Genomic DNA, 18,686 nt, shown 5'->3' on the forward strand with positions numbered 1-18,686 from the left:
CTTGTATGCGCGTTCGATCAGAGCCGCCCGGGAGCTGGAAGTTCGGCCGTATCGACCGCCTTCTCGCGATCGGCGGCGGTCTCGCCGGCGGCATCCAGCACGGGATAGGCGACCGAGCAGATGTGCGAATGGATGCGGCGAAGGTCGCGCAGCACGTCGAGATGCAGCGACGTCGTCTCGATGCTCTCGGGCCGGCCTTCGCGCAGGCGCTCCAGATGGCGTTCGACGGCCGCCAGTTCGGCCGCGCGCAGCACCGCCTTCTCGGTGAGCAGCTTGCGCGCCTCGTTGGCGTCGCCCGACATGAATACGCCGAACGCGATCCGCAGCGAGTCGATCGTGCGCTTGTGGAATGCCGACAGTTCCTCGGCGCCCTCGGCTGAGAATTGCAGGCGGTGCTTGATTTTCTTGGTCGCGAGCTCGCTCAGATTCTTGTCGATGATGTCGCCGATATGCTCGAGATTGATCGCGAACGAGACGATCTCCATGGCGCGCTGCCCTTCGCGCTCATCGAGGCTGCCGCGGGTCAACTTGGTGACGTAAAGCTTGATCGCCTCGTTCAGGCGGTCGACGGTGTTGTCCATCTTCGACACCTGATCGACCAGAGCGCGATCGTTGGTCATCATCGCCGCCATCACCTTGCGCAGCATCGCCTCGGTGTGGTCGCCCATATGCAGCACCTCGCGCGCGGCATCGGCCAGCGCAAGCGAAGGCGTTTCCAGTGCGCTCTCGTCGAGATAGCGCGGCCGCGACGGATCCGTCTCCTGCGCCCGCTTCGGCAACAGGCGCTCGAGCAGCCGGGCCATGTGGTCGAGTCCGCCGATGAACAGCAGCGCAGTCGCGACGTTGAAGGCAATGTGGAACAGCGCTGTCGCCTTGGCGAGATCCGGCTGCCAGGCGTAAATGATCTCGGTGATCGGGCGCAGGAACGGCGCCACCAACAGGATGCCCACGACGCGGTTGACGAGGTTGCCGACCGGCAGCCGGTAGCTCGCCGGATTGTCGCGCCGTGCGCCCTCCATCAGCGGATTGATGGCGCTGCCGAGGTTTGCGCCGAGCACCAGCGCGAACGCGGCATAGGGCGAGATGAACTGGGAATAGGCCAGCGACATCACCAGCAGCACGCTGGCGACGCTGGAATGCACCAGCCAGGTCACGACGGCGCCGATCAGGATGCAGAGCACGGGGTCGCCGGTGATCGCGGCCAGGAACACCCGCACCCCCGGCGCATTCTCGGCCGGCGCCATGGTGTCGAGCAGGATGTGCAGCGCGAGCAGCATCAGGCCGAGGCCGATCGAGACGCGGCCGAGATCCTTGATGCGGGAGCGCGGTCCGCTGCGGAATGCGACGAGACCCGTGATGAACAGCACCGGCGCCACGGCTGCGACGTTGAACGACAGCACCTGCACGATCAGCGTGGTGCCGATATTGGCGCCGAGCATGATCGCGAGCGCCGGCACCAGGCTGACGATCTCCTCGGCGGCGAAGGAACTGGTGATCAGGGCGGTCGCGGTCGAGCTCTGGAGCAGGGCGGTCAGACCGAGACCGGCGCCGAGGGCGGAGAAGCGGTTGTTCAGCGCCCGGGCCAGCAGCAGCCGCAAATCGGGCCCGAAGGCGCGTAGAATCCCGCTGTGGACCATGTGAAGGCCCCACAGCAAGAGGGCGACGCCCCCCATCAGATCAAGCAGAACAAGACTTCCCATACTTCCTGGATATCCCGGCAAATTCGAGTCGAAGGGGTCACGCTATCGCCAAACGACCTGATAGCAACCCCTTTTTGTTCCCGTCGGAACCGGCTGCGCGGCAAATGAGCTGTGACGGGAGGACCGCCGGGGCAAGCCATGCCGGGTAAATGAATCCGCAACGCGTCCGTTCAATTGCAACCGGTTGCGCTAGTCAGTTCCCAATCTTTCCCGGTTATGACGGTAGGAACCAGAGAGTTGCCCAGAAAGGCTTGGGGATCAGAATGTTTATGAATCGCCGCAAGAGCGAACGCCGCCCGTGCCGGAGCGTCGCGAAAATTCAGTTGGGTACGGGGTCGTTGCCACGGGATTGCATGATCACCGATATTTCCGCCGGCGGCGTCAAGGTGATCGCCGAATATCTCGAGATTCCGCCGGAATTCACCATCATCCTTTCCAGCGGCAGTCCGCGCCAGTGCCGGTTGGCCTGGCAGATCGGGCACGAGTTCGGCGCCCAGTTCGTCGACTGATCCAGCGACCAGGGCTGGTGTCCCGCCTGGCGTCCGGCGCCCTGATCGGGGCCGGATGACGGCGACATGATGGCATCCTTAACCGGAACTTAGGGTTAAGCTGTGAGCATCCCGGAACCTTCGCTGTTCCGAGTCTCGTTGATGTCTGAGAAACTATCCCGACCTTTGGGCCGCGTGCGCCATCTCGCCGGCTCGGTATCCGCCGTGATCCTGCTGATCGGGCTGTCTGCCTGTCAGACCTCGGGTCCGTCCGACATCACCGGGTCATTGGGCGAGACGGCGGAGGCCACGCCGGCTCCGGCCGATCCGCGGCGCGACATCGCGACCTACCACGAGCGGGTCCGCGCCAACCCGAAGGACACCGAAGCTGCCCTGAAATACGCCCGGGCGCTGCGCGCCACCGGCCAGCGGGCGCAGGCGGTCGCCGTCATGGAGCAGGCCGTGCTGGCGCAGCCCAGCAACAAGGCGCTGCTCGCGGGCTACGGACGGGCGCTCGCGGACAATGGCAATTTCCAGCAGGCATTCGACGTGCTCGGGCGCGCCCACACCCCGGAGGATCCGGACTGGCGCATCCTGTCGGCGCAGGGTGCCGTGCTCGATCAGCTCGACCGCCACGACGAGGCCCGCCAGTATTACGCGAGCGCGCTGAAGATCGTGCCTGACGATCCATCGGTGCTCTCCAACCTCGGCCTGTCCTATCTGCTGTCGAAGGATCTGCCGAAGGCCGAGGAGACGCTGCGCCGCGCCCGGGAGCGCGCAGCCGACGACATGCGGGTGCGAACCAATCTCGCCGTCGTGGTCGGCCTGCAAGGCCGCCAGGCTGAGGCCGAAACCATCATGAAGGCCGATCTGTCGCCGGAGCAGGGCTCGGCCAATGTCGCCGCGCTGAAGCGGCTGCTGGCGCGCAGGGACGCGAGCCGGACGGATACGGACAAGATTCCGGTCGCGGCCAGCCGCCGCGACTAGCGCGCCCTTGCGCGAATATCTTCGAAGCTAGCCGGCGGCGCGGCGTCTGTCGTTGCGGCGCGACTGCAGCTTCCTGAGCAACGGCGACAGGAACGACTCGCGTGCCTCGGCGAGATCGGGACGTCCGGTCAGGCGATGCGCGATCTGCAGGAAGGTCTTGGTGGTGCGGTGACGTGCCGAGACTTCCGCGATCATCTGGCCGTTGTTGGCGGCTTCACCGAACAGCCTGGAATCGAACGGGATGGTCGCGATCGGCTGGCTTTCGATCGTCTTGGCGAAATCCTTGACCTCGATCTCGGGCCGCTTCGACATGCCGATCTGGTTCAGGCAGTAGAGCGGCGGCCGGTCGTTGGGACGCGCGGCCTTGAGCAGGTTCATCATGTTCTTGGTGTTGCGCATGTTGGCGAGGTCGGGCTCGGCAACGATCAGGATATCGTCGGCACCGACCAGCACGCGCTTGGTCCAGGCGGTCCATTGATGCGGGACGTCGAGCACGATGCAGGATGTGGTCATGCGCATCGTATCGAAGATGGCATCGAACGCTTCAGCACCGAAATCGTAGACCTGGTCGAGCGTGGCCGGGGCCGCCAGCAGGCTGAGATGATCGCCGCATTTTGCGAGCAGGCGGTCCATGAAGGCGCTGTCCGGACGCTCGGCCGCGAATACCGCGTTGGCGATGCCCTGTGTCGGATCCTGGTTGTAGTCGAGGCCGGCGGTGCCGAAGGCGAGGTCGAGATCGATCACGACCGAGTCCAGCCCGAGGTCGCGCGCGATGGTCCAGGCGACATTGTGGGCGATGGTCGAGGCGCCGACGCCGCCCTTGGCGCCCGCGACCGCAATCAGGCGGCCGACCGAGACCGATTCCGACGATGAGAACAGGCCGCAGATCGATCGCACGATGTCGAGCACCTTGACCGGCCCGATGACGTAATCGTTGACACCGCGCCGCACCAGTTCGCGATACGGCGCGGTCTCGCCGGACGAGCCGAGCACGACGACGCGGGTGCCGGGATCGCAGACCGTGGCGAGTTCGTCGAGACCGGCGAGCAAATCGGTGTCCGGCTCGCTCTCCAGCATGATGACGTTGGGTGTCGGCGCCTTGTGATAGGCGTCGACTGCCGCGGCGATGCCGCCCATATGAACCGAGAGATGAGCCTTGGCGAGCCGGCGGTCATCGGCGGCGGCGCGCGCGGTCGTGGCGGTCGCGACGCTGGCGCAGAAGGCCTGCACCGAAATCCGGGGCGCCGGCGCGATGTGGTCGTTGGCGTGCTGCGGCTCGTCTTGTTGTTCGGTCATTTCGCGGCGTCGCTCAGCTTGGCTCTGTCGGCTTCGGGGTAGGTGGTCGCGGTCGACTCACCCTTGCTGTATTTCTGGAACGCGACCGACCGGCGTGGGGTGTAGGACGCGGTTTCGGTCCGCGGCTGCACGAGGTCGGACGGATTGGCGACCATCGCGGCGAGGTTGCGTTGCGTGGCGCAGCCGAAATTCTCGTACTGCTTGTTCTCGTTGTAGCTCGGATTGTAGATCGAGGGCCCAAGGTCGGCCGGCCACACGCCGCAGGGACCGGCGACCGCGGACATCTTCGGATAGCTGAGGCGAATGGTGGGCAGCGCGCGCGGATCGTCCACCCGATAGGAACGCCTGGTGATGGCGTGGGCGGGCACGCCCATCGACGCGAGCACGCCGCGGATCTCCTGGTACACCGCCTGCGCCGAGCGCCCGTTCGAGGTGTCGGCCGGCACGTCGATCGCGATCGCGCCGGTGCCTTCGCGGCGCCAGGTGCGGGCCAGCCCCATGACGTCGTCGCGCTGGGTTTCGGTGAGATTGCCGCGGGAGCGCCCCACGAACACGACGATCGATTGCTCGCCCTCGGTGACCGCGATCGGATGCCGCTGCCGGTAGTCGTCGGCTACCGTGCCGGTCGCAATATTGTCGCCGGTCAGATTGCAGCCGCCGAGCGCGATCGCCGACGTGACGAGGGCGCCGATCAGCGACAGCGTCCTCACATGAGCGGCTTGTCTGTTGCGTATCATCATAGGATCCCCCAATCCCTCAAGGTCCGCGCCTCAGTCGATGATGAAGCCGAAATTGACCGGCGTGGCGCCGATCGGTTCGGCGCGGGCGGCGACGCCGTAGATGCGATTGACGCGCGCCAGCAGCGCCGACTGCGCATCGGAAGCCGGAGCGAACCCGTCGTCGGGACGGGACAATTCCTTTTGTGTGACGGCGCGCACCACATAGGGCGTCACGATGACCATGAGCTCGGTCTCGTTGTTGACGAAGTCCTGGCTCCTGAACAGCTGGCCGAGGACCGGGATCTGATCGACACCGGGCATGCCGTTGATGGCCTGCTTGGTCTGCTCCTGGATCAATCCGGCCATCGCGATCGAACCGCCGGAGGGCACCTCCAGCGTGGTGTCGGCGCGGCGGGTCTTGATCGAGGGGATCGTGGTGCCGCCCTGACCGCCGGTCAGCGCATTGTCCATCGAGACTTCGGAGACCTCGGTCATCACCTTCAGGCTGATGCGTCCCTCGGACAGCACCACCGGGGTGAAGTTGAGCGAGATGCCGAATTTCTTGAAGCTGACGGTCTGCACGCAATTGCCGATCGTGCCTGTCGACGAGGTCTGACAGGTGACGCCGGTCGGAATCGGAAACTCGCCGCCCGACACGAAGGTCGCGGACTCGCCGGAGATCGCTGTGAGATTGGGCTCGGCTAGCGTCTTCACGACGCCCGCGCTCTCCATCGCACGGAGCGTCGCGGTGACGGTCGGCACGCCGAGCTTGTTCAAGGCGGCACCGGTCAGGCCATTGGCCGGAGCGAGCGGTCCGTTGTTGGCGGTGAAGGCGTTGGCGTTGTTGAAGACCACGGCGGCGGTGCCGTAATTCATGTTGGCGCTGAGGTCGACGCCGAGCTGCTTGACGACGTCCCGGCGCACTTCGGCGACGGTGACTTTCAGCATCACCTGGTCGCGGCCGCGCACCACGATGGAGTTGACGACCTTGTCGGGGGTGCCGACCAGTTTTGCGGCGATGTCGCCGGCCTGCTGGGCCTCGACCGGGCTCGCCACCGTGCCGGTCAGCACCACGCTCTCGCCGACGCCCTCGATCTGGACGCCCGGCAGCATCTGCTTCAGCGCGGCGCGCATGCCGTTGAGATCGCGCTTGATCGCGATGTCGTAGGCGGCGACCTGGTTGCCGTCGGCGTCGAAGAACACGACGTTGGTCTGGCCGACCGCCGCGCCGATGATATAGGCGCGCTGCGCCGAGCGGATCACGGCGTTGGCGATCTTGGGATCGGCGACCAGAACGTCCTTGGCTTCGCGCGGCAGGTCGACCACCACCGACTTGCCGACGCCGAGCGAGACGAAGCGCGTCTTGGCGGCAATGCTGCTCGTCACCGCAACGTCCGCGTTCTTGTCGGGATCGGTCGCGCTGGCGAGAGCAGGGATCAGCATCAGGGCGGTGACCGCCGAGAAGGACAGCGAGCGGACCAGCGTGGTCCGGGTCGCCAGTTGTTTTGCAGCCGTTGTCATATCGAAGCCCCCATCACTTCTGTGTCGTCTGAGAGCTCGGGATGCCGAAACGCACCACCCTGATGCTCTCGCCCCGTTTCGGGGCACGGTCTCTGGTCTCGTCGATCTTCTCGTTGACGTCGGCGATGCTGCGCAGCGCGAGCGCCAGCGTGCCGCTCTGCCGGGCACGCGCCAGCGTCTCGGCCTGCTCGGGCTTGAGCTCGAGGGTCACGGTCTTGCCGACGAGGGAGTTGTTGCCGTCCTTCTCTTTCGGCGCCTGGTCGATCGCCAGCACGCGGACGTTGGACAGCAGGATTTCGCTGGTGATGATGTCGCGGCCGCCCTGCAATTGATCGGGGTTCTTGTCGCGCCGCGACAGGATCACATCAACGCGGTCGTTCGGCAGGATGAAGCCGCCGGCGCCGGTCTCCGGCGAGATTTCCGTGGAGATCGCGCGCATGCCTGAGGGCAGGATCGCGGCCATGAATCCGCTGCCGTTGGCCTTGACCAGTTTCTGCTCGCGGATCGGTTCGCCGACGATGAAGGGGGCCCGCGCAATCGAACCGATGACATCGTTCATGGCGTCGGCATTGGTGTCCTGGCGGATGAACGCGGCGCTCGCGGTCTCGGCCGGCCAGCGCTGCCATTGCACGTCTTCGGCCTTCACCGACTGGCCGAGCCCGATGTCGGTCTTCGCCACCAGGACCTCGACGGTCGGCAGCTGCGCCACGGGCGGCGCGACCGGCGCCGGTTTGCGATCGCCCACGCTCGCGAGATACATGGCCGCGAGGCCTGCGACGCCGGCGATGCCGAGGACCACGATGCGTGCCGTCTTCATGCGATTGTCTGAATGCCCTTAACTCAGGGCAGTCACGTCCTTGCGGCACCGACAGCCCTTCCCAAGGCATCACTACGGCCGCAAAAGTATAAGGGAACTTGATGGAAGGTCCGGACAATTAAGGGATTGGTGGGGATGGTGAACGGCGAGTTATCGGCGCCCTCGCTTCTCCGCAGAATCCCGGAGATCCCGCGTGCGCGGCGCATGCGACGTTGGTCGCGATGCGGCGTCGCGGCAGGTCGGCCGTGGTTAATGCCGGCTAACCTGCCGCCCGCGCGGGACGTTCAGCGTGCGGCCTTCAACGCCGCGAACCCGCGATCGAGATCGGCCTTGAGGTCGTCGAGGTTCTCGAGCCCGATATGCAGCCGCAGCGTCGGTCCGCCCGGCGCCCATTTGGTCGCGGTGCGGTACTCGCTGCAGTCGAACGGAATGGCGAGGCTCTCGAAGCCGCCCCAGGAAAAGCCCATGCCGAACAGCGTGAGCGTGTTGAGCATGGTATCGACGGCGGTCTGCGGCACCGGATTCAATACGATGCTGAACAGGCCGGAGGCGCCGGTGAAGTCGCGCTTCCAGATCGCATGGCCCGGATCGGTTTCGAGGGCAGGGTGGAGCACGCGCGCGACCTCGGGCCGCTCCGCTAGCCAGCGCGCCATCTCGAGTCCGGAGCGATGATGTTGCGCGAGCCGCACCGACAATGTGCGCACGCCGCGCAGCGCGAGGTAGACGTCGTCGGGACCGGCGCAGACGCCGAGCAGGCGGATGCCCTCGGCGATCAGCGGCCACGCCTTCGCATTGGCCGAGATGGTGCCGAACATGATGTCGGAATGGCCGCCGATATATTTGGTCGCGGCCTGCATGCTGATGTCGACGCCTTGCTCGAGCGAGCGGTGATAGAGCGGAGTGGCCCAGGTGTTGTCGTCGATCACCAGCGCGCCGCGGGCATGGGCCACCGCTGCGATCGCCGGAACGTCGGGCATCTCGAACGATTGCGATCCGGGCGCCTCGAGCAGCACGGCGCGGGTGTTGGGCTTGAACAGCGCCTCGATACCGGCGCCGATCAGCGGGTCGAAATAGGTGGTCTCGATCCCGAGCCGGCTCAGCATGCCGTTGCAGAAGTTTCGCGTCGGACGGTAGGCGTTGTCGCAGACCAGCAGATGGTCACCGGCCTTCAGCACTGCGAGCAGCGTGGTGCTGATGGCCGCAGCGCCCGATGGCGCAAGCCCGACGCCGGCGCATTGCGGCCCCTCCAGCGTCATCAGCACGTCCTGCAGCGCCCGCGTGGTCGGGGTGCCGTGACGGCCATAGGTGAATTCGGCGCGATGGGCGTGAAGGTCCTCCGCGGTCGGATAGAGCACGGTCGAACCGTGAAAGACCGGCGGATTGACGAAGCCCTTCTGGGCCTTGGTGTCGCGGCCGGCCGTGACCAGCCGGGTCGCGACATCTTGGGGGCGGGAGGGCGTGGAGCCGTCAGAGGAGGTCATGGAGCGCTACCGTTCGACTTTAGACTTTTTGCCGCAGCCGCCGCGTCGGGAAGACAGGGCCAGGCCGGGAGGTGTTACTAACAAGAGGTAGAAGACATGCGTCAACCCCTTGACCCGGCTCGTCAGTCGCTATGTGATGCGGCGCAACTACCAGTCGCCGCACGTTGAGGGGCCTGCCGCGACCTTCGATCCGTTGCCTGACCGATTTGCAGTCAAACTGCCGATCGAATCAGCATTTTTCGCTGCAGGGGATCATTGGGATGGCCCGTGAACGCGAGGCGATCACAAAGCAAACGTCCAACGGACGACCCTGAAAGGCCTACCCATGAAACGCGTATCCCTGGCTGTCATCCTTGCCGCCGCCGCCGCCCTGTCGGTCCAGGCGGCCTCTGCGCAAACCCTCAAGACGGTCAAGGACCGGGGCCAGCTGTCCTGCGGCGTCAGCCAGGGCCTGCCGGGCTTCTCGTCGCCGGACGACAAGGGGAACTGGACCGGGATCGACGTCGACGTCTGCCGCGCCATTGCCGCCGTGGTGCTCGACGACCCGACCAAGGTCAAGTTCGTGCCGCTGTCGGCCAAGGATCGCTTCACTGCGCTGCAGTCGGGCGAGATCGACGTGCTGTCGCGCAACACCACCTGGACGGTGTCGCGCGATACCTCGCTCGGCGCCAATTTCACCGGCGTGACCTATTATGACGGGCAGGGCTTCATGGTGAAGAAGTCGCTCAAGGTCAATTCGGCGCTCGAACTGAACAGCGCGTCGGTCTGCGTGCAGACCGGCACCACGACGGAGCAGAACCTCGCCGACTTCTTCAAGGGCAACAACATGAAGTACGAGGTGATCGCGTTCGGCAGCATCGACGAGGCGGTCAAAGCCTATGAATCCGGACGCTGCGACGTCTTCACCGACGACGCCTCCGGCCTCTATGCCAGCCGTCTGAAGCTCGCGAACCCCGCCGATCACATCGTGCTGCCGGAGATCATCTCCAAGGAGCCGCTGGGGCCGATGGTGCGCCACGGCGACGACCAGTGGTTCGACATCGTGAAGTGGACGCTGTTTGCGATGATCAATGCCGAGGAGCTCGGCATCACCCAGAAGAACGTCGACACGATGCTCAAATCGGACAAGCCGGAGATGAAGCGCGTGCTCGGCACCGACGGCAATCTCGGCGAACAGCTCGGCCTCACCAAGGATTGGGTGGTGCGCATCGTGAAGGCGGTCGGCAATTACGGCGAGACCTTCGAGCGCAATGTCGGCACCGGCTCGCCGCTCGGCATCGCCCGCGGTGTCAACAATCTCTGGACTAAGGGCGGGATCCAGTACGCGCCGCCGATCCGCTGATCGCTCCGGCCAACGGCTGCCGCGATGAGCATCGCGCCCCGCAAACCACCGCTGCAACTTGCCCTCAGGCTGAAGCGTGCGCTTGGCGGCAAGACCGGCTGGAACGGACTGGCCGCCCAGATTGCCTTCGCCGCGATCCTGGCATGGATCGCCTATGAGATCGTGGCGAATGCGCGGACCAACCTGGAGACCCAGCACATTGCGTCGGGCTTCGGCTTTCTCAACTACAATGCGGGCTTTGACGTCAATCTGAGCCTGATCGCCTACAACAATTCCGACACCTATTGGCGGGTGTTCTTCGTCGGCTTGTTGAATACGATCCTGGTCTCGGTGATCGGCATTGTGTTTGCCACCGTGATCGGCTTCACCGTGGCGTTGTGCCGGTTGTCGCCGAACTGGCTGCTGTCGCGGATCGGCGGCATCTATGTCGAGATCATCAGGAACTTGCCGGTCCTGTTCCAGATCCTGTTCTGGTACCTCGCGGTGCTCGCGGCGCTGCCGGCGCCGCGGCAGAGCATCTCGATCTTCAGCACGTTCTTCCTCAACAATCGCGGCCTGATCGTGCCGCAGCCGGTCAGCGAACCCGGCCTCTATCCGTTCCTGGCCGCGCTGACGGTCGGCATCGTCGCGGCGCTGGGTCTGCGGCACCACGCGCGGCGCGCCTTGTTCGAGCGCGGTCAGATGATCCGGGTCTGGCCCTATGTGCTGGGTTGCCTGGTCGGACTGCCGCTGGTCTCGATGCTGATGTTCGGCTGGCCGCTGAAGTTCGAGCTGCCGCAGCTGAAGGGCTTCAACTTCGCCGGCGGCGCGCGGATCATCCCTGAATTCGTCGCACTGACGGTCGCGTTATCCACCTACACGGGGGCCTTCATTGCCGAGATCGTCCGCGCCGGCGTCATGTCGGTGCACAAGGGACAGATGGAGGCGGGCTCTTCGCTCGGCCTCAGCCGTGCCGCGACGCTGCGGCTGATCGTGGTGCCGCAGGCGATGCGCGTCATCGTGCCGCCGCTGACCAGCCAGTACCTCAATCTCACCAAGAATTCGTCGCTGGCGGTCGCCATCGGCTATCCGGATCTGGTCTCGGTGTTCGCCGGCACCGCGGTGAGCCAGACCGGGCAGGCGATCGAGATCATCGCCATGACGATGGGCGTCTATCTGCTGCTCTCGCTGACGACGAGCGCGCTGATGAGCGTCTATGGCTGGCGCATTAACCGGAGCATGGCGGCATGACGGATATTTCCGCCTCATCCTTTGTCCGGCAGGATCTGGTCGCCGAGCGTGCGGCGCCGGCGAAGACGACCGGCTTCATCGGTTTCCTGCGAACGCGGCTGCTGAATTCGCCGGGCAACATCCTGCTCACGATCCTCGGGCTATTGCTGGCCTGGTACATCGTCGTCCCGGCGCTCAAGTTTCTGCTGGTCGACGCGGTCTGGTCCGGCAAGGACCGCACCGCTTGCCTCGTCGAAAAGGCGGGTCACGAGGTCGGCGCCTGCTGGCCCTACATTCAGGCCAAGCTGACGCAGCTGATCTATGGCTTCTATCCGGAAGCCCAGCGCTGGCGGGTCAATCTGACCTATGGCCTCGGCGCCGCGCTGCTGCTGCCATTGCTGCTGCCGCGCCTGCCGGCCAAGGGCTTGAATTCCGGCCTGTTCTTCTTCGCGTTTCCGGCGGTGGCGTTCTTCCTGCTGCATGGCGGCGGCATCGCGGGCTTCGGCGTCAGCTGGACCGCCGGCCTGTTGCAGCTGTTCGAGCAGAGCATTGGCGGCGCCGGCGATCTCCTGGTCAATCTCAGCAAGAGTTCGGCGATCGCTCCACTGCTGTGGGTGCTGGGCAAGGTGCTCGTCCTGGTCGGCTTGCTGATCCATTGGCTGATCTTTCCGCTGACCTGGCTGCGCGACCAGCTGCAGCTCTCGGCGCTGCCGGTCTGGGGCGATTTCCTGGTCACCGCGGTGATCGTCTCCGCCGTGCTGTTTGTGCTCGGAGGCGGCATGCGCACCGGGCGCAGGGCGCTGATCGGCAGCCTGCTGACGTTTGCCGGGATCGCTGCTGGCATCAAGCTGATGGGGCTCGATCGCGGCGGCTTTCCCATTGTCGACACCAGGCTGTGGGGCGGCCTGCTGGTGACCTTGGTGATCGCGATCACCGGCATCGTCGCCTCGATGCCGATCGGGATTGCACTCGCGCTCGGCCGCCGCTCGAGCATTCCGCTGATCCGGATCTTCTCGATCGCCTTCATCGAATTCTGGCGCGGCGTGCCGCTGATCACGGTGCTGTTCTTCGCGACCTACATGCTGCCGCTGTTCGTGCCGGGCAATTTCGCCGTCGACGGCCTGCTGCGTGCCCTGATCGGCGTCGCGATCTTTACCGGCGCTTACATGGCCGAGGTGATCAGGGGCGGGCTCGCCGCGGTGGCGCGCGGGCAGGCGGAGGCCGCATCGGCGCTCGGCCTGTCCTGGTGGAAGACGACGTCGCTGATCGTGCTGCCGCAGGCGCTGCGCTACGTCATCCCGGGGATCGTCAACAGCTTCATCTCGCTGTTCAAGGACACCTCGCTGGTGTCGATCGTGGCGCTGTTCGATCTATTGGGTTCTCTGCGGGCATCGTTCTCCGACCCCAACTGGTCGACGCCGACCACGGCCTTTACCGGCTTTGCGTTTGCCGGAATGATCTATTTCGTGTTCTGTTTCGGAATGTCGCGCTACTCGCTGTTCGTCGAAAACCGGCTGAACGCCCACCGCCGCCACTGACAAGGTCACCATGTCCACAACCCCGATCGTCAACATTTCCGCCCTCAACAAATGGTACGGCGACTTCCATGTGTTGCGCGACATCAACCTCGATGTCGGCAAGGGCGAGCGCATCGTGATCTGCGGCCCGTCGGGCTCGGGCAAGTCGACGCTGATCCGCTGCATCAACGCGCTGGAGGAGTTCCAGGAGGGCGAGATCGTGGTCGACGGCATCGACCTCGGGCCGAACCTGCGCCGCGTTGACGAGGTCCGCCGCGAAGTCGGCATGGTGTTCCAGAGCTTCAACCTGTTCCCGCACCTTACCGTGCTCGACAATTGCACGCTGGCGCCGATCTGGGTGCGCAACATCCCGAAGAAGGATGCCGAGGCGATGGCGATGAAGTTCCTGGAGCGGGTCAAGATCCCGCATCAGGCCAACAAGTTTCCTGGCCAGATGTCGGGTGGTCAGCAGCAGCGCGTCGCGATCGCCCGCGCACTGACCATGAACCCGAAGGTGATGCTGTTCGACGAGCCGACCTCGGCGCTCGACCCGGAAATGGTCAAGGAGGTGCTCGACACCATGGTCGATCTCGCCAGGGAAGGCATGACCATGCTGGTCGTGACCCACGAAATGGGCTTTGCCCGCGAGGTCGCCAACCGCGTCGTGTTCATGGACGCCGGCCAGATCATCGAGTCGAACACGCCACAGGAATTCTTCGCCAATCCGCAGCACGCGCGGTCGAAGCTGTTCCTGAGCCAGATCCTGCGGTGAGCGAGTAGCGAATAAGGATCGCCCGTGTTCACCACCCACCATTCATTATTCGCGCCTCACACGAACGGCAGCTCGATCTTGCTGCGCTTCTCCAGCCATTCCGGGACCGGCAGGTTCTTCGAGCGCATGAAGGCCGGGTTGAACAGCTTGGACTGATAGCGGTTGCCGGAGTCGCAGAGGATGGTGACGATGGTCTTGCCGGGGCCGAGCTGCTTGGCGAGCTGGATCGCGCCTGCGATGTTGATGCCGGTCGAGCCGCCGAGGCACAGGCCTTCGTGCTCCAATAGCTCATAGATGGTGGTGACCGCATCCTGGTCGGACACCAGGAACGCATCGTCGACATTTGCGGTCTCGACCACCGGGGTCTTGCGCCCGAGCCCGATGCCTTCGGTGATCGAGTCGCCGGGCGTCGATTTGACCTGGCCGTGCTTGAACAGTTCGTACATCGCAAAGCCGTGCGGATCGGCGCAGGCGGTGACGATGTCCTTGTTCTTTTCCTTCAGATAGCGGCTGATGCCGGCGAGCGTGCCGCCGGTGCCGACTGAGCAGATGAAGGCGTCGACCTTGCCGTCGGTCTGCTGCCAGATCTCCGGTCCGGTCGAGTCGTAATGCGCCTTCGGATTGTCGAGGTTGTTCCACTGGTCGGCGAACAGCACGCCGTTCGGTTCGGTCTTGCGCAGCTGGTCGGCAAGCCGCCTGCCGAGATGCTGATAGTTGTTCGGATTGGAGAACGGCAGCGCGGGCGCTTCGACAAGCTCGGCGCCGCACAGCCGCAGCATGTCCTTCTTTTCCTGGCTCTGCGTCTCCGGAATGACGATCAGGGTGCGATAGCCGCGCGCACTCGCCACGACCGCAAGCCCGATCCCGGTATTGCCGGCGGTGGACTCGACCACCAGGCCACCGGGCTTCAGATCGCCGCGCTTCTCGGCCTCCAGGATCATCCATTTGCCGGCGCGGTCCTTTACCGACTGGCCCGGATTCATGAATTCGGCCTTGCCCAGGATGGTGCAGCCGGTCAGTTCCGATGCGCGCTTCAGCTTGATGAGGGGGGTGTTGCCGATCGCTTCAATGACGTCTTTGTTGAATGCCATGTCGGGGGTAATCTTTTGCCGGTCCGTGTTTTGCTCTGGTCGGAAACTAGTGTGCCGACGGCAAAAGGGAAAGGCTTTTGCAGTGCGGCGAATTTCGTGCGGCGGACAGCGTTAACCAGCAACTGGCGTTGATCATTACCCCGCTGGAACGCTCGTTTTGCGAATGCCCGCGATCCGGCCAAATCTTGCTGCAATTCGTCGTACCGCGTTAGTTTCGCTGCACGGATCCAAATTCAGGATGGTCGCTCGACCTTGTATAGCCCCACATTGAGGGCGCCAATTTCAAAGCCAAGCCTGCAATATGCCAAGTAGTACTCCCACATCCGCTTGAACCTGATATCGAAGCCGAGTGCTTCGATCGACGGCCAGGCGTCGAGGAAACGATCATGCCAATCGGCCAGCGTGCGGGCGTAGCTGGCAGCGAAAAATTCGGTCGAAACCAGCCGCAATCCGCAATTGCTCACCAGCTGCTTGACGATGTCGACGGTCGGCAGCATTCCGCCGGGGAAGATGTACCGCTGGATGAATTCCGGCCGCCTGCGGTAGCTTTCGAAGCGACTTTCGTCGATCGTGATCACCTGCAGCACCGCGACGCCGCCGACATCGAGCCGTTGCCGCAACTTGTCGAAAAACAGCGGCCAATAGGCTTCGCCGACCGCTTCCAGCATCTCGATCGAGACGACCCGGTCGTAGCTGCCGTCAGTGTCGCGATAGTCCTCGAGCCGCAGATCTGATCTGTCGGCAAGTCCTTGCGCAGCCAGCTGCTCGCGCGCGTAGCCAAGTTGTTCGATCGACAGCGTCAGTCCGGTGACGTGACAGTCGTGTCGTTCGATCAGATGCCGCGCCAGCGCGCCCCAGCCGCAACCGATCTCCAGGATCCTCTCGCCGCCGTTGAGATCGAGCAGGTCGGTGACCCGATCGAGCTTGATTTGCTGGGCTTGCGCGAGCGTCTGGTATGGCGAAGCGCAGATACCGGATGAGTAGGTCATACTCGGGTCGAGCCAGAGCCGGTAGAAATCATTGCCGAGATCGTAATGAGCGCGAATGTTGCGCCGGCTGCCGCGCCTGGTATTTCGATTGAGCAGGGCGTGGCGGAGCCACATGAGGGGTTGCGGAGGCCTCAGCCGCTCGAACGAGGCCGCGTGGGTCGATCGCGGTGCAGCCGCGTTCAGGAATGCATGGATGTTGGGCGTCGACCATTCGCCGGCAAGGTAGCCTTCGGCAAAGCCCAGATCGCCGCCGGTGAACAGCCGCAGCAGGCACTTCCAGCTGTGAATCCTGATATGCACCGGATCTCCGCCGCGTGCGCCGGAGATCGCAACACCACGCCCGCCGGGCAGTTGCACGAGTATTTCGCCGCAATCGATCCGGCGGAGCATGCGGCGCAGCAGCACGCCAATCGTCGCGCGCAGCACCGGCGGCCATTCGACGGGCATCCAGCCGGGGGCGGTCTGCTGCTGCTGGTCAGTGCGCATGCAAATTCGTCCGTTGCTCGGGTGATCTGGCAGCGAGCGTCATGCCGTTCGCGGATGGCCTCGGGCGTTCGCGAATGCGCATGCCCTTCAGCCAAAGCCTTGCCGCCTCCCAATGGATCGCGAGGATGACCTTGGTCGTCACCAGCGGAATCCCCAGGAAGCTGCGCAACAGCGTCCAGTCGGTCAGTGACTGGCGTGACGCGGTAAGGCACGCACTGAGTATCGTTTTGCCGCCTTCGCTCGTGCTGATGCCGAGCGCGAAATGCCCATCCGGTCGGTTCAAGCGGAAATGATAGCGCTGGTTCATGGCCATGAAAGGCGACACATGGAAGGTCTTGGCGCACTCATGCCGAATGCTGGCGTCGTCAGCGTCGACCGCGGCTACATAGGCGTGGCGCTCGCCGAACGTGTTGTGAACCTGATAGACGATCGCCGCCAGTTGGCCCGAGTTCCGGTAACAGAAATAGAGGCTGAGGGGATTGAAGCTGTAGCCAAGTGTCCGCGGCATGCAGAGCAGCTGGATTGGACCGCCGGCCGGGTCGATCCCCGCTTGCCCGAGCAGTCGCTCGATCTGAGTGCGAAGTGGCGTCGCGCTGCCGTCACCGTGATCGTTGTCATACAATGCGAACAGGTTGAACCGGTTGTGCGAGAATAGCCGTAGCCGCGAGAGAAGCACGGGCATCTCGTCGAGATCGAGCAACAGCCAGAAAGCGCGGTAACGGAAGCGATGAGATGTCGGATGCAGCCGCCGATGCATCACGCTACCCCGATAGAGGCAGGAGCGGAGCGTCATGGCTGCAGCTCCGGCTCAGGCAAGGACCTGCTGTTGGCGGCGAGCACAATTCGTCCGGATTCGTTCGGCACGGTCCACGGTCTGCGTACGCTGCCAAGTTGTTCGGCGACCGCAAGTCCTGATTGCAGTCCGTCTTCGTGGAAGCCGGCTCCGAAATGCGCGCCGCAGAACCAGATTTTTCCAAGGCCTTGCAGCGACCATAGCCGGCGCTGGGCGGCGATCGCGGCCGCATCGAAGATCGGGTGCTCGTAGACCTCCGTCTGATGCAGCGTCTCCGCGCGCGGTGGACGAGCCGGATTGAGCGTAACGAACAGCGGCAAATGGTGGGGAATGCCTTGCAACCGGTTCATCCAATATGTGACGCCGACCGGCGCGCGGCATTTGTCGCGGGATTCGACGTAATTCCAGCTCGACCAGGCCAGCCGCCGCCGCGGCATGAACGTTGGATCGGAATGGAGCACGGCAAGGTTGCGGCTGTAACGGAACGCACCGAGCAATGCGGATTGATCCGGCGTGGGCTGGTCTATCACCGACAGCGCTTCATTCGCGTGCGTTGCCAGCACGACATGATCGTATGATCGCGTTTCGCCGTGAACGTCAGTCACCGTCACAGCGCGTACCGACTGTCCAATCCTGACCACGCCGCAATCGAGCCTGACCCGGTCCGCGAATGGCCGGACCAATCGTTGCACATAGACGCGGCTGCCGCCGGTCACGGTTTCCCATGGTGGCCGTCGGGTCAGCTGGAGCAGCCCGTGATTGTGGTGGAAGCGGATGAAGGTCGCCGCGGGAAAGGCGAGAATGTCCTCCGGAGGCGCCGACCAGATGGCGCTTGCCATCGGCAGCAGATGATCGTCACGAAACGCTGAACCATAACCACCTTGCGCGAGATAGTCGCCGAGGCTGATCGTCTCGTCACGCAGCAGCGCCGCATCGCGTGTCGCCCGATCGTAGAACCGGACAAGGTCGCGCAGCATCGACCAAAAGCGCGGACGGAGCAGATTACGGGGTTGGGCCAGCAGGCCCGAAAGGCCGGTTCCGGAATATTCCAGTTCGCCCCGGTCGAGAGAAACCGAGAGCGACATCTCCGATGCTTGCGTGGGAACGTCGAGATGCCGGAACAGCGCGGCGAGGTTAGGGTAGGTCTTCCGGTTGAACACGATGAAGCCGGTATCCACAGCGACGTGCGCGTCGCCAAGGGACGCGGTCACGGTGTTGGAATGCCCGCCGATGCGATCGGATTTCTCGTAGACGGTCACATCGTGGCGCTGGCTGAGCAGCCAGGCAGCCGCGAGGCCGGAAATGCCGGTTCCGACTACGGCGATGTTCAATTTGCCGTCGGTCCTCAACGACTGTCCCTCTTCGATCCACCGGTGCGCCAGCCCGCTGCGCGGGCGGCGTCATCGGTAGAAACGACAGACCGTGAGGGTTGGATCACCAGCAGTGATCCAACCGCGGACGGATAGCGTTCCTGTTGC

Annotated in this window: 16 protein-coding genes; 6 read left to right on the forward strand and 10 right to left on the reverse strand. The window is 64.4% G+C overall.

Features of this window, described 5'->3' with window-relative positions:
- Positions 1 to 17 precede the first annotated feature (17 nt).
- Positions 18 to 1,700, reverse strand: a complete 1,683-nt coding sequence (locus BRSPCE3_RS08870; protein WP_244065418.1) for a Na/Pi cotransporter family protein — start codon at positions 1,698 to 1,700, stop codon at positions 18 to 20.
- Positions 1,701 to 1,963: 263 nt separating this feature from the next.
- On the opposite strand from BRSPCE3_RS08870, the gene BRSPCE3_RS08875 reads away from it, so the two are divergent.
- A complete protein-coding gene (locus BRSPCE3_RS08875) occupies positions 1,964 to 2,209 on the forward strand; it encodes a PilZ domain-containing protein (RefSeq protein WP_076828746.1) in 246 nt (81 codons plus the stop codon).
- Positions 2,210 to 2,350: 141 nt separating this feature from the next.
- The gene (locus BRSPCE3_RS08880; RefSeq protein WP_244065419.1) at positions 2,351 to 3,175 is read left to right on the forward strand and encodes a tetratricopeptide repeat protein; all 825 of its coding nucleotides are present in this window, start codon (positions 2,351 to 2,353) and stop codon (positions 3,173 to 3,175) included.
- 27 nt (positions 3,176 to 3,202) lie between these two features.
- On the opposite strand, the gene BRSPCE3_RS08885 is transcribed toward BRSPCE3_RS08880, so the two are convergent.
- From BRSPCE3_RS08885 to metC, 5 genes are all read right to left on the reverse strand, one after another.
- Positions 3,203 to 4,471, reverse strand: a complete 1,269-nt coding sequence (locus tag BRSPCE3_RS08885; protein ID WP_244065420.1) for an AAA family ATPase — start codon at positions 4,469 to 4,471, stop codon at positions 3,203 to 3,205.
- Positions 4,468 to 5,211 carry a CpaD family pilus assembly protein gene (locus BRSPCE3_RS08890; RefSeq protein WP_244065421.1) on the reverse strand — a complete coding sequence of 248 codons (744 nt, stop codon included), beginning with the start codon at positions 5,209 to 5,211 and terminating at the stop codon, positions 4,468 to 4,470. The genes BRSPCE3_RS08885 and BRSPCE3_RS08890 overlap by 4 nt, the downstream gene beginning before the upstream one ends.
- Before the next feature lie 30 nt (positions 5,212 to 5,241).
- Positions 5,242 to 6,711, reverse strand: a complete 1,470-nt coding sequence (locus tag BRSPCE3_RS08895) for a type II and III secretion system protein family protein (protein WP_375709877.1) — start codon at positions 6,709 to 6,711, stop codon at positions 5,242 to 5,244.
- A 13-nt stretch (positions 6,712 to 6,724) separates the two neighbouring features.
- A complete protein-coding gene (cpaB, locus tag BRSPCE3_RS08900; RefSeq protein ID WP_244065422.1) occupies positions 6,725 to 7,528 on the reverse strand; it encodes a Flp pilus assembly protein CpaB in 804 nt (267 codons plus the stop codon).
- A gap of 284 nt (positions 7,529 to 7,812) precedes the next feature.
- A complete protein-coding gene (metC, locus tag BRSPCE3_RS08905; protein WP_244065423.1) occupies positions 7,813 to 9,009 on the reverse strand; it encodes a cystathionine beta-lyase in 1,197 nt (398 codons plus the stop codon).
- Between the two features lie 325 nt (positions 9,010 to 9,334).
- Between metC and BRSPCE3_RS08910 the strand changes: the two genes are divergently transcribed.
- Genes BRSPCE3_RS08910 through BRSPCE3_RS08925 form a run of 4 tightly spaced genes read left to right on the forward strand, consistent with a single transcriptional unit; the run spans position 9,335 to position 13,849 of the window.
- Positions 9,335 to 10,351, forward strand: coding sequence for an amino acid ABC transporter substrate-binding protein (locus BRSPCE3_RS08910; RefSeq protein WP_244065424.1), 1,017 nt, complete (start codon positions 9,335 to 9,337; stop codon positions 10,349 to 10,351).
- Positions 10,352 to 10,375: 24 nt separating this feature from the next.
- Positions 10,376 to 11,581: an amino acid ABC transporter permease gene (locus tag BRSPCE3_RS08915; protein ID WP_244065425.1), complete on the forward strand. Its 1,206-nt coding sequence runs from the start codon at positions 10,376 to 10,378 to the stop codon at positions 11,579 to 11,581.
- Positions 11,578 to 13,098: an amino acid ABC transporter permease gene (locus tag BRSPCE3_RS08920; RefSeq protein WP_244065426.1), complete on the forward strand. Its 1,521-nt coding sequence runs from the start codon at positions 11,578 to 11,580 to the stop codon at positions 13,096 to 13,098. The genes BRSPCE3_RS08915 and BRSPCE3_RS08920 overlap by 4 nt, the downstream gene beginning before the upstream one ends.
- Positions 13,099 to 13,108: 10 nt before the next feature.
- Entirely contained in the window at positions 13,109 to 13,849 is a 741-nt protein-coding gene (locus BRSPCE3_RS08925; RefSeq protein ID WP_244065427.1) for an amino acid ABC transporter ATP-binding protein, read from the forward strand.
- Positions 13,850 to 13,905: 56 nt separating this feature from the next.
- Here BRSPCE3_RS08925 and BRSPCE3_RS08930 read toward each other — a convergent pair whose 3' ends face one another.
- From BRSPCE3_RS08930 to BRSPCE3_RS08945, 4 genes are all read right to left on the reverse strand, one after another.
- Positions 13,906 to 14,940, reverse strand: a complete 1,035-nt coding sequence (locus BRSPCE3_RS08930; protein ID WP_244065428.1) for a cysteine synthase A — start codon at positions 14,938 to 14,940, stop codon at positions 13,906 to 13,908.
- Positions 14,941 to 15,173: 233 nt separating this feature from the next.
- Positions 15,174 to 16,355, reverse strand: coding sequence for a cyclopropane-fatty-acyl-phospholipid synthase family protein (locus BRSPCE3_RS08935; protein ID WP_244065429.1), 1,182 nt, complete (start codon positions 16,353 to 16,355; stop codon positions 15,174 to 15,176).
- A gap of 49 nt (positions 16,356 to 16,404) precedes the next feature.
- Positions 16,405 to 17,208, reverse strand: a complete 804-nt coding sequence (locus BRSPCE3_RS08940) for a DUF1365 domain-containing protein (protein ID WP_244065430.1) — start codon at positions 17,206 to 17,208, stop codon at positions 16,405 to 16,407.
- Entirely contained in the window at positions 17,205 to 18,557 is a 1,353-nt protein-coding gene (locus BRSPCE3_RS08945; RefSeq protein WP_244065431.1) for an NAD(P)/FAD-dependent oxidoreductase, read from the reverse strand. The genes BRSPCE3_RS08940 and BRSPCE3_RS08945 overlap by 4 nt, the downstream gene beginning before the upstream one ends.
- Positions 18,558 to 18,686: the final 129 nt, after the last annotated feature.

This window comes from Bradyrhizobium sp. Ce-3 (genome assembly GCF_022835695.1).
GTDB lineage: Bacteria > Pseudomonadota > Alphaproteobacteria > Rhizobiales > Xanthobacteraceae > Bradyrhizobium.

Excerpts from the sequence above, each read along its gene's own strand:
- BRSPCE3_RS08925 (WP_244065427.1), top strand. The coding sequence starts at position 13,109 with ATGTCCACAACCCCGATCGTCAACATTTCCGCCCTCAACAAATGGTAC.
- BRSPCE3_RS08930 (WP_244065428.1), bottom strand. The coding sequence starts at position 14,940 with ATGGCATTCAACAAAGACGTCATTGAAGCGATCGGCAACACCCCCCTC.
- BRSPCE3_RS08895 (WP_375709877.1), bottom strand. The coding sequence starts at position 6,711 with ATGACAACGGCTGCAAAACAACTGGCGACCCGGACCACGCTGGTCCGC.
- BRSPCE3_RS08915 (WP_244065425.1), top strand. The coding sequence starts at position 10,376 with ATGAGCATCGCGCCCCGCAAACCACCGCTGCAACTTGCCCTCAGGCTG.
- BRSPCE3_RS08885 (WP_244065420.1), bottom strand. The coding sequence starts at position 4,471 with ATGACCGAACAACAAGACGAGCCGCAGCACGCCAACGACCACATCGCG.
- metC (WP_244065423.1), bottom strand. The coding sequence starts at position 9,009 with ATGACCTCCTCTGACGGCTCCACGCCCTCCCGCCCCCAAGATGTCGCG.
- BRSPCE3_RS08890 (WP_244065421.1), bottom strand. The coding sequence starts at position 5,211 with ATGATGATACGCAACAGACAAGCCGCTCATGTGAGGACGCTGTCGCTG.
- cpaB (WP_244065422.1), bottom strand. The coding sequence starts at position 7,528 with ATGAAGACGGCACGCATCGTGGTCCTCGGCATCGCCGGCGTCGCAGGC.
- BRSPCE3_RS08920 (WP_244065426.1), top strand. The coding sequence starts at position 11,578 with ATGACGGATATTTCCGCCTCATCCTTTGTCCGGCAGGATCTGGTCGCC.
- BRSPCE3_RS08910 (WP_244065424.1), top strand. The coding sequence starts at position 9,335 with ATGAAACGCGTATCCCTGGCTGTCATCCTTGCCGCCGCCGCCGCCCTG.
- BRSPCE3_RS08940 (WP_244065430.1), bottom strand. The coding sequence starts at position 17,208 with ATGACGCTCCGCTCCTGCCTCTATCGGGGTAGCGTGATGCATCGGCGG.
- BRSPCE3_RS08880 (WP_244065419.1), top strand. The coding sequence starts at position 2,351 with ATGTCTGAGAAACTATCCCGACCTTTGGGCCGCGTGCGCCATCTCGCC.
- BRSPCE3_RS08870 (WP_244065418.1), bottom strand. The coding sequence starts at position 1,700 with ATGGGAAGTCTTGTTCTGCTTGATCTGATGGGGGGCGTCGCCCTCTTG.
- BRSPCE3_RS08875 (WP_076828746.1), top strand. The coding sequence starts at position 1,964 with ATGTTTATGAATCGCCGCAAGAGCGAACGCCGCCCGTGCCGGAGCGTC.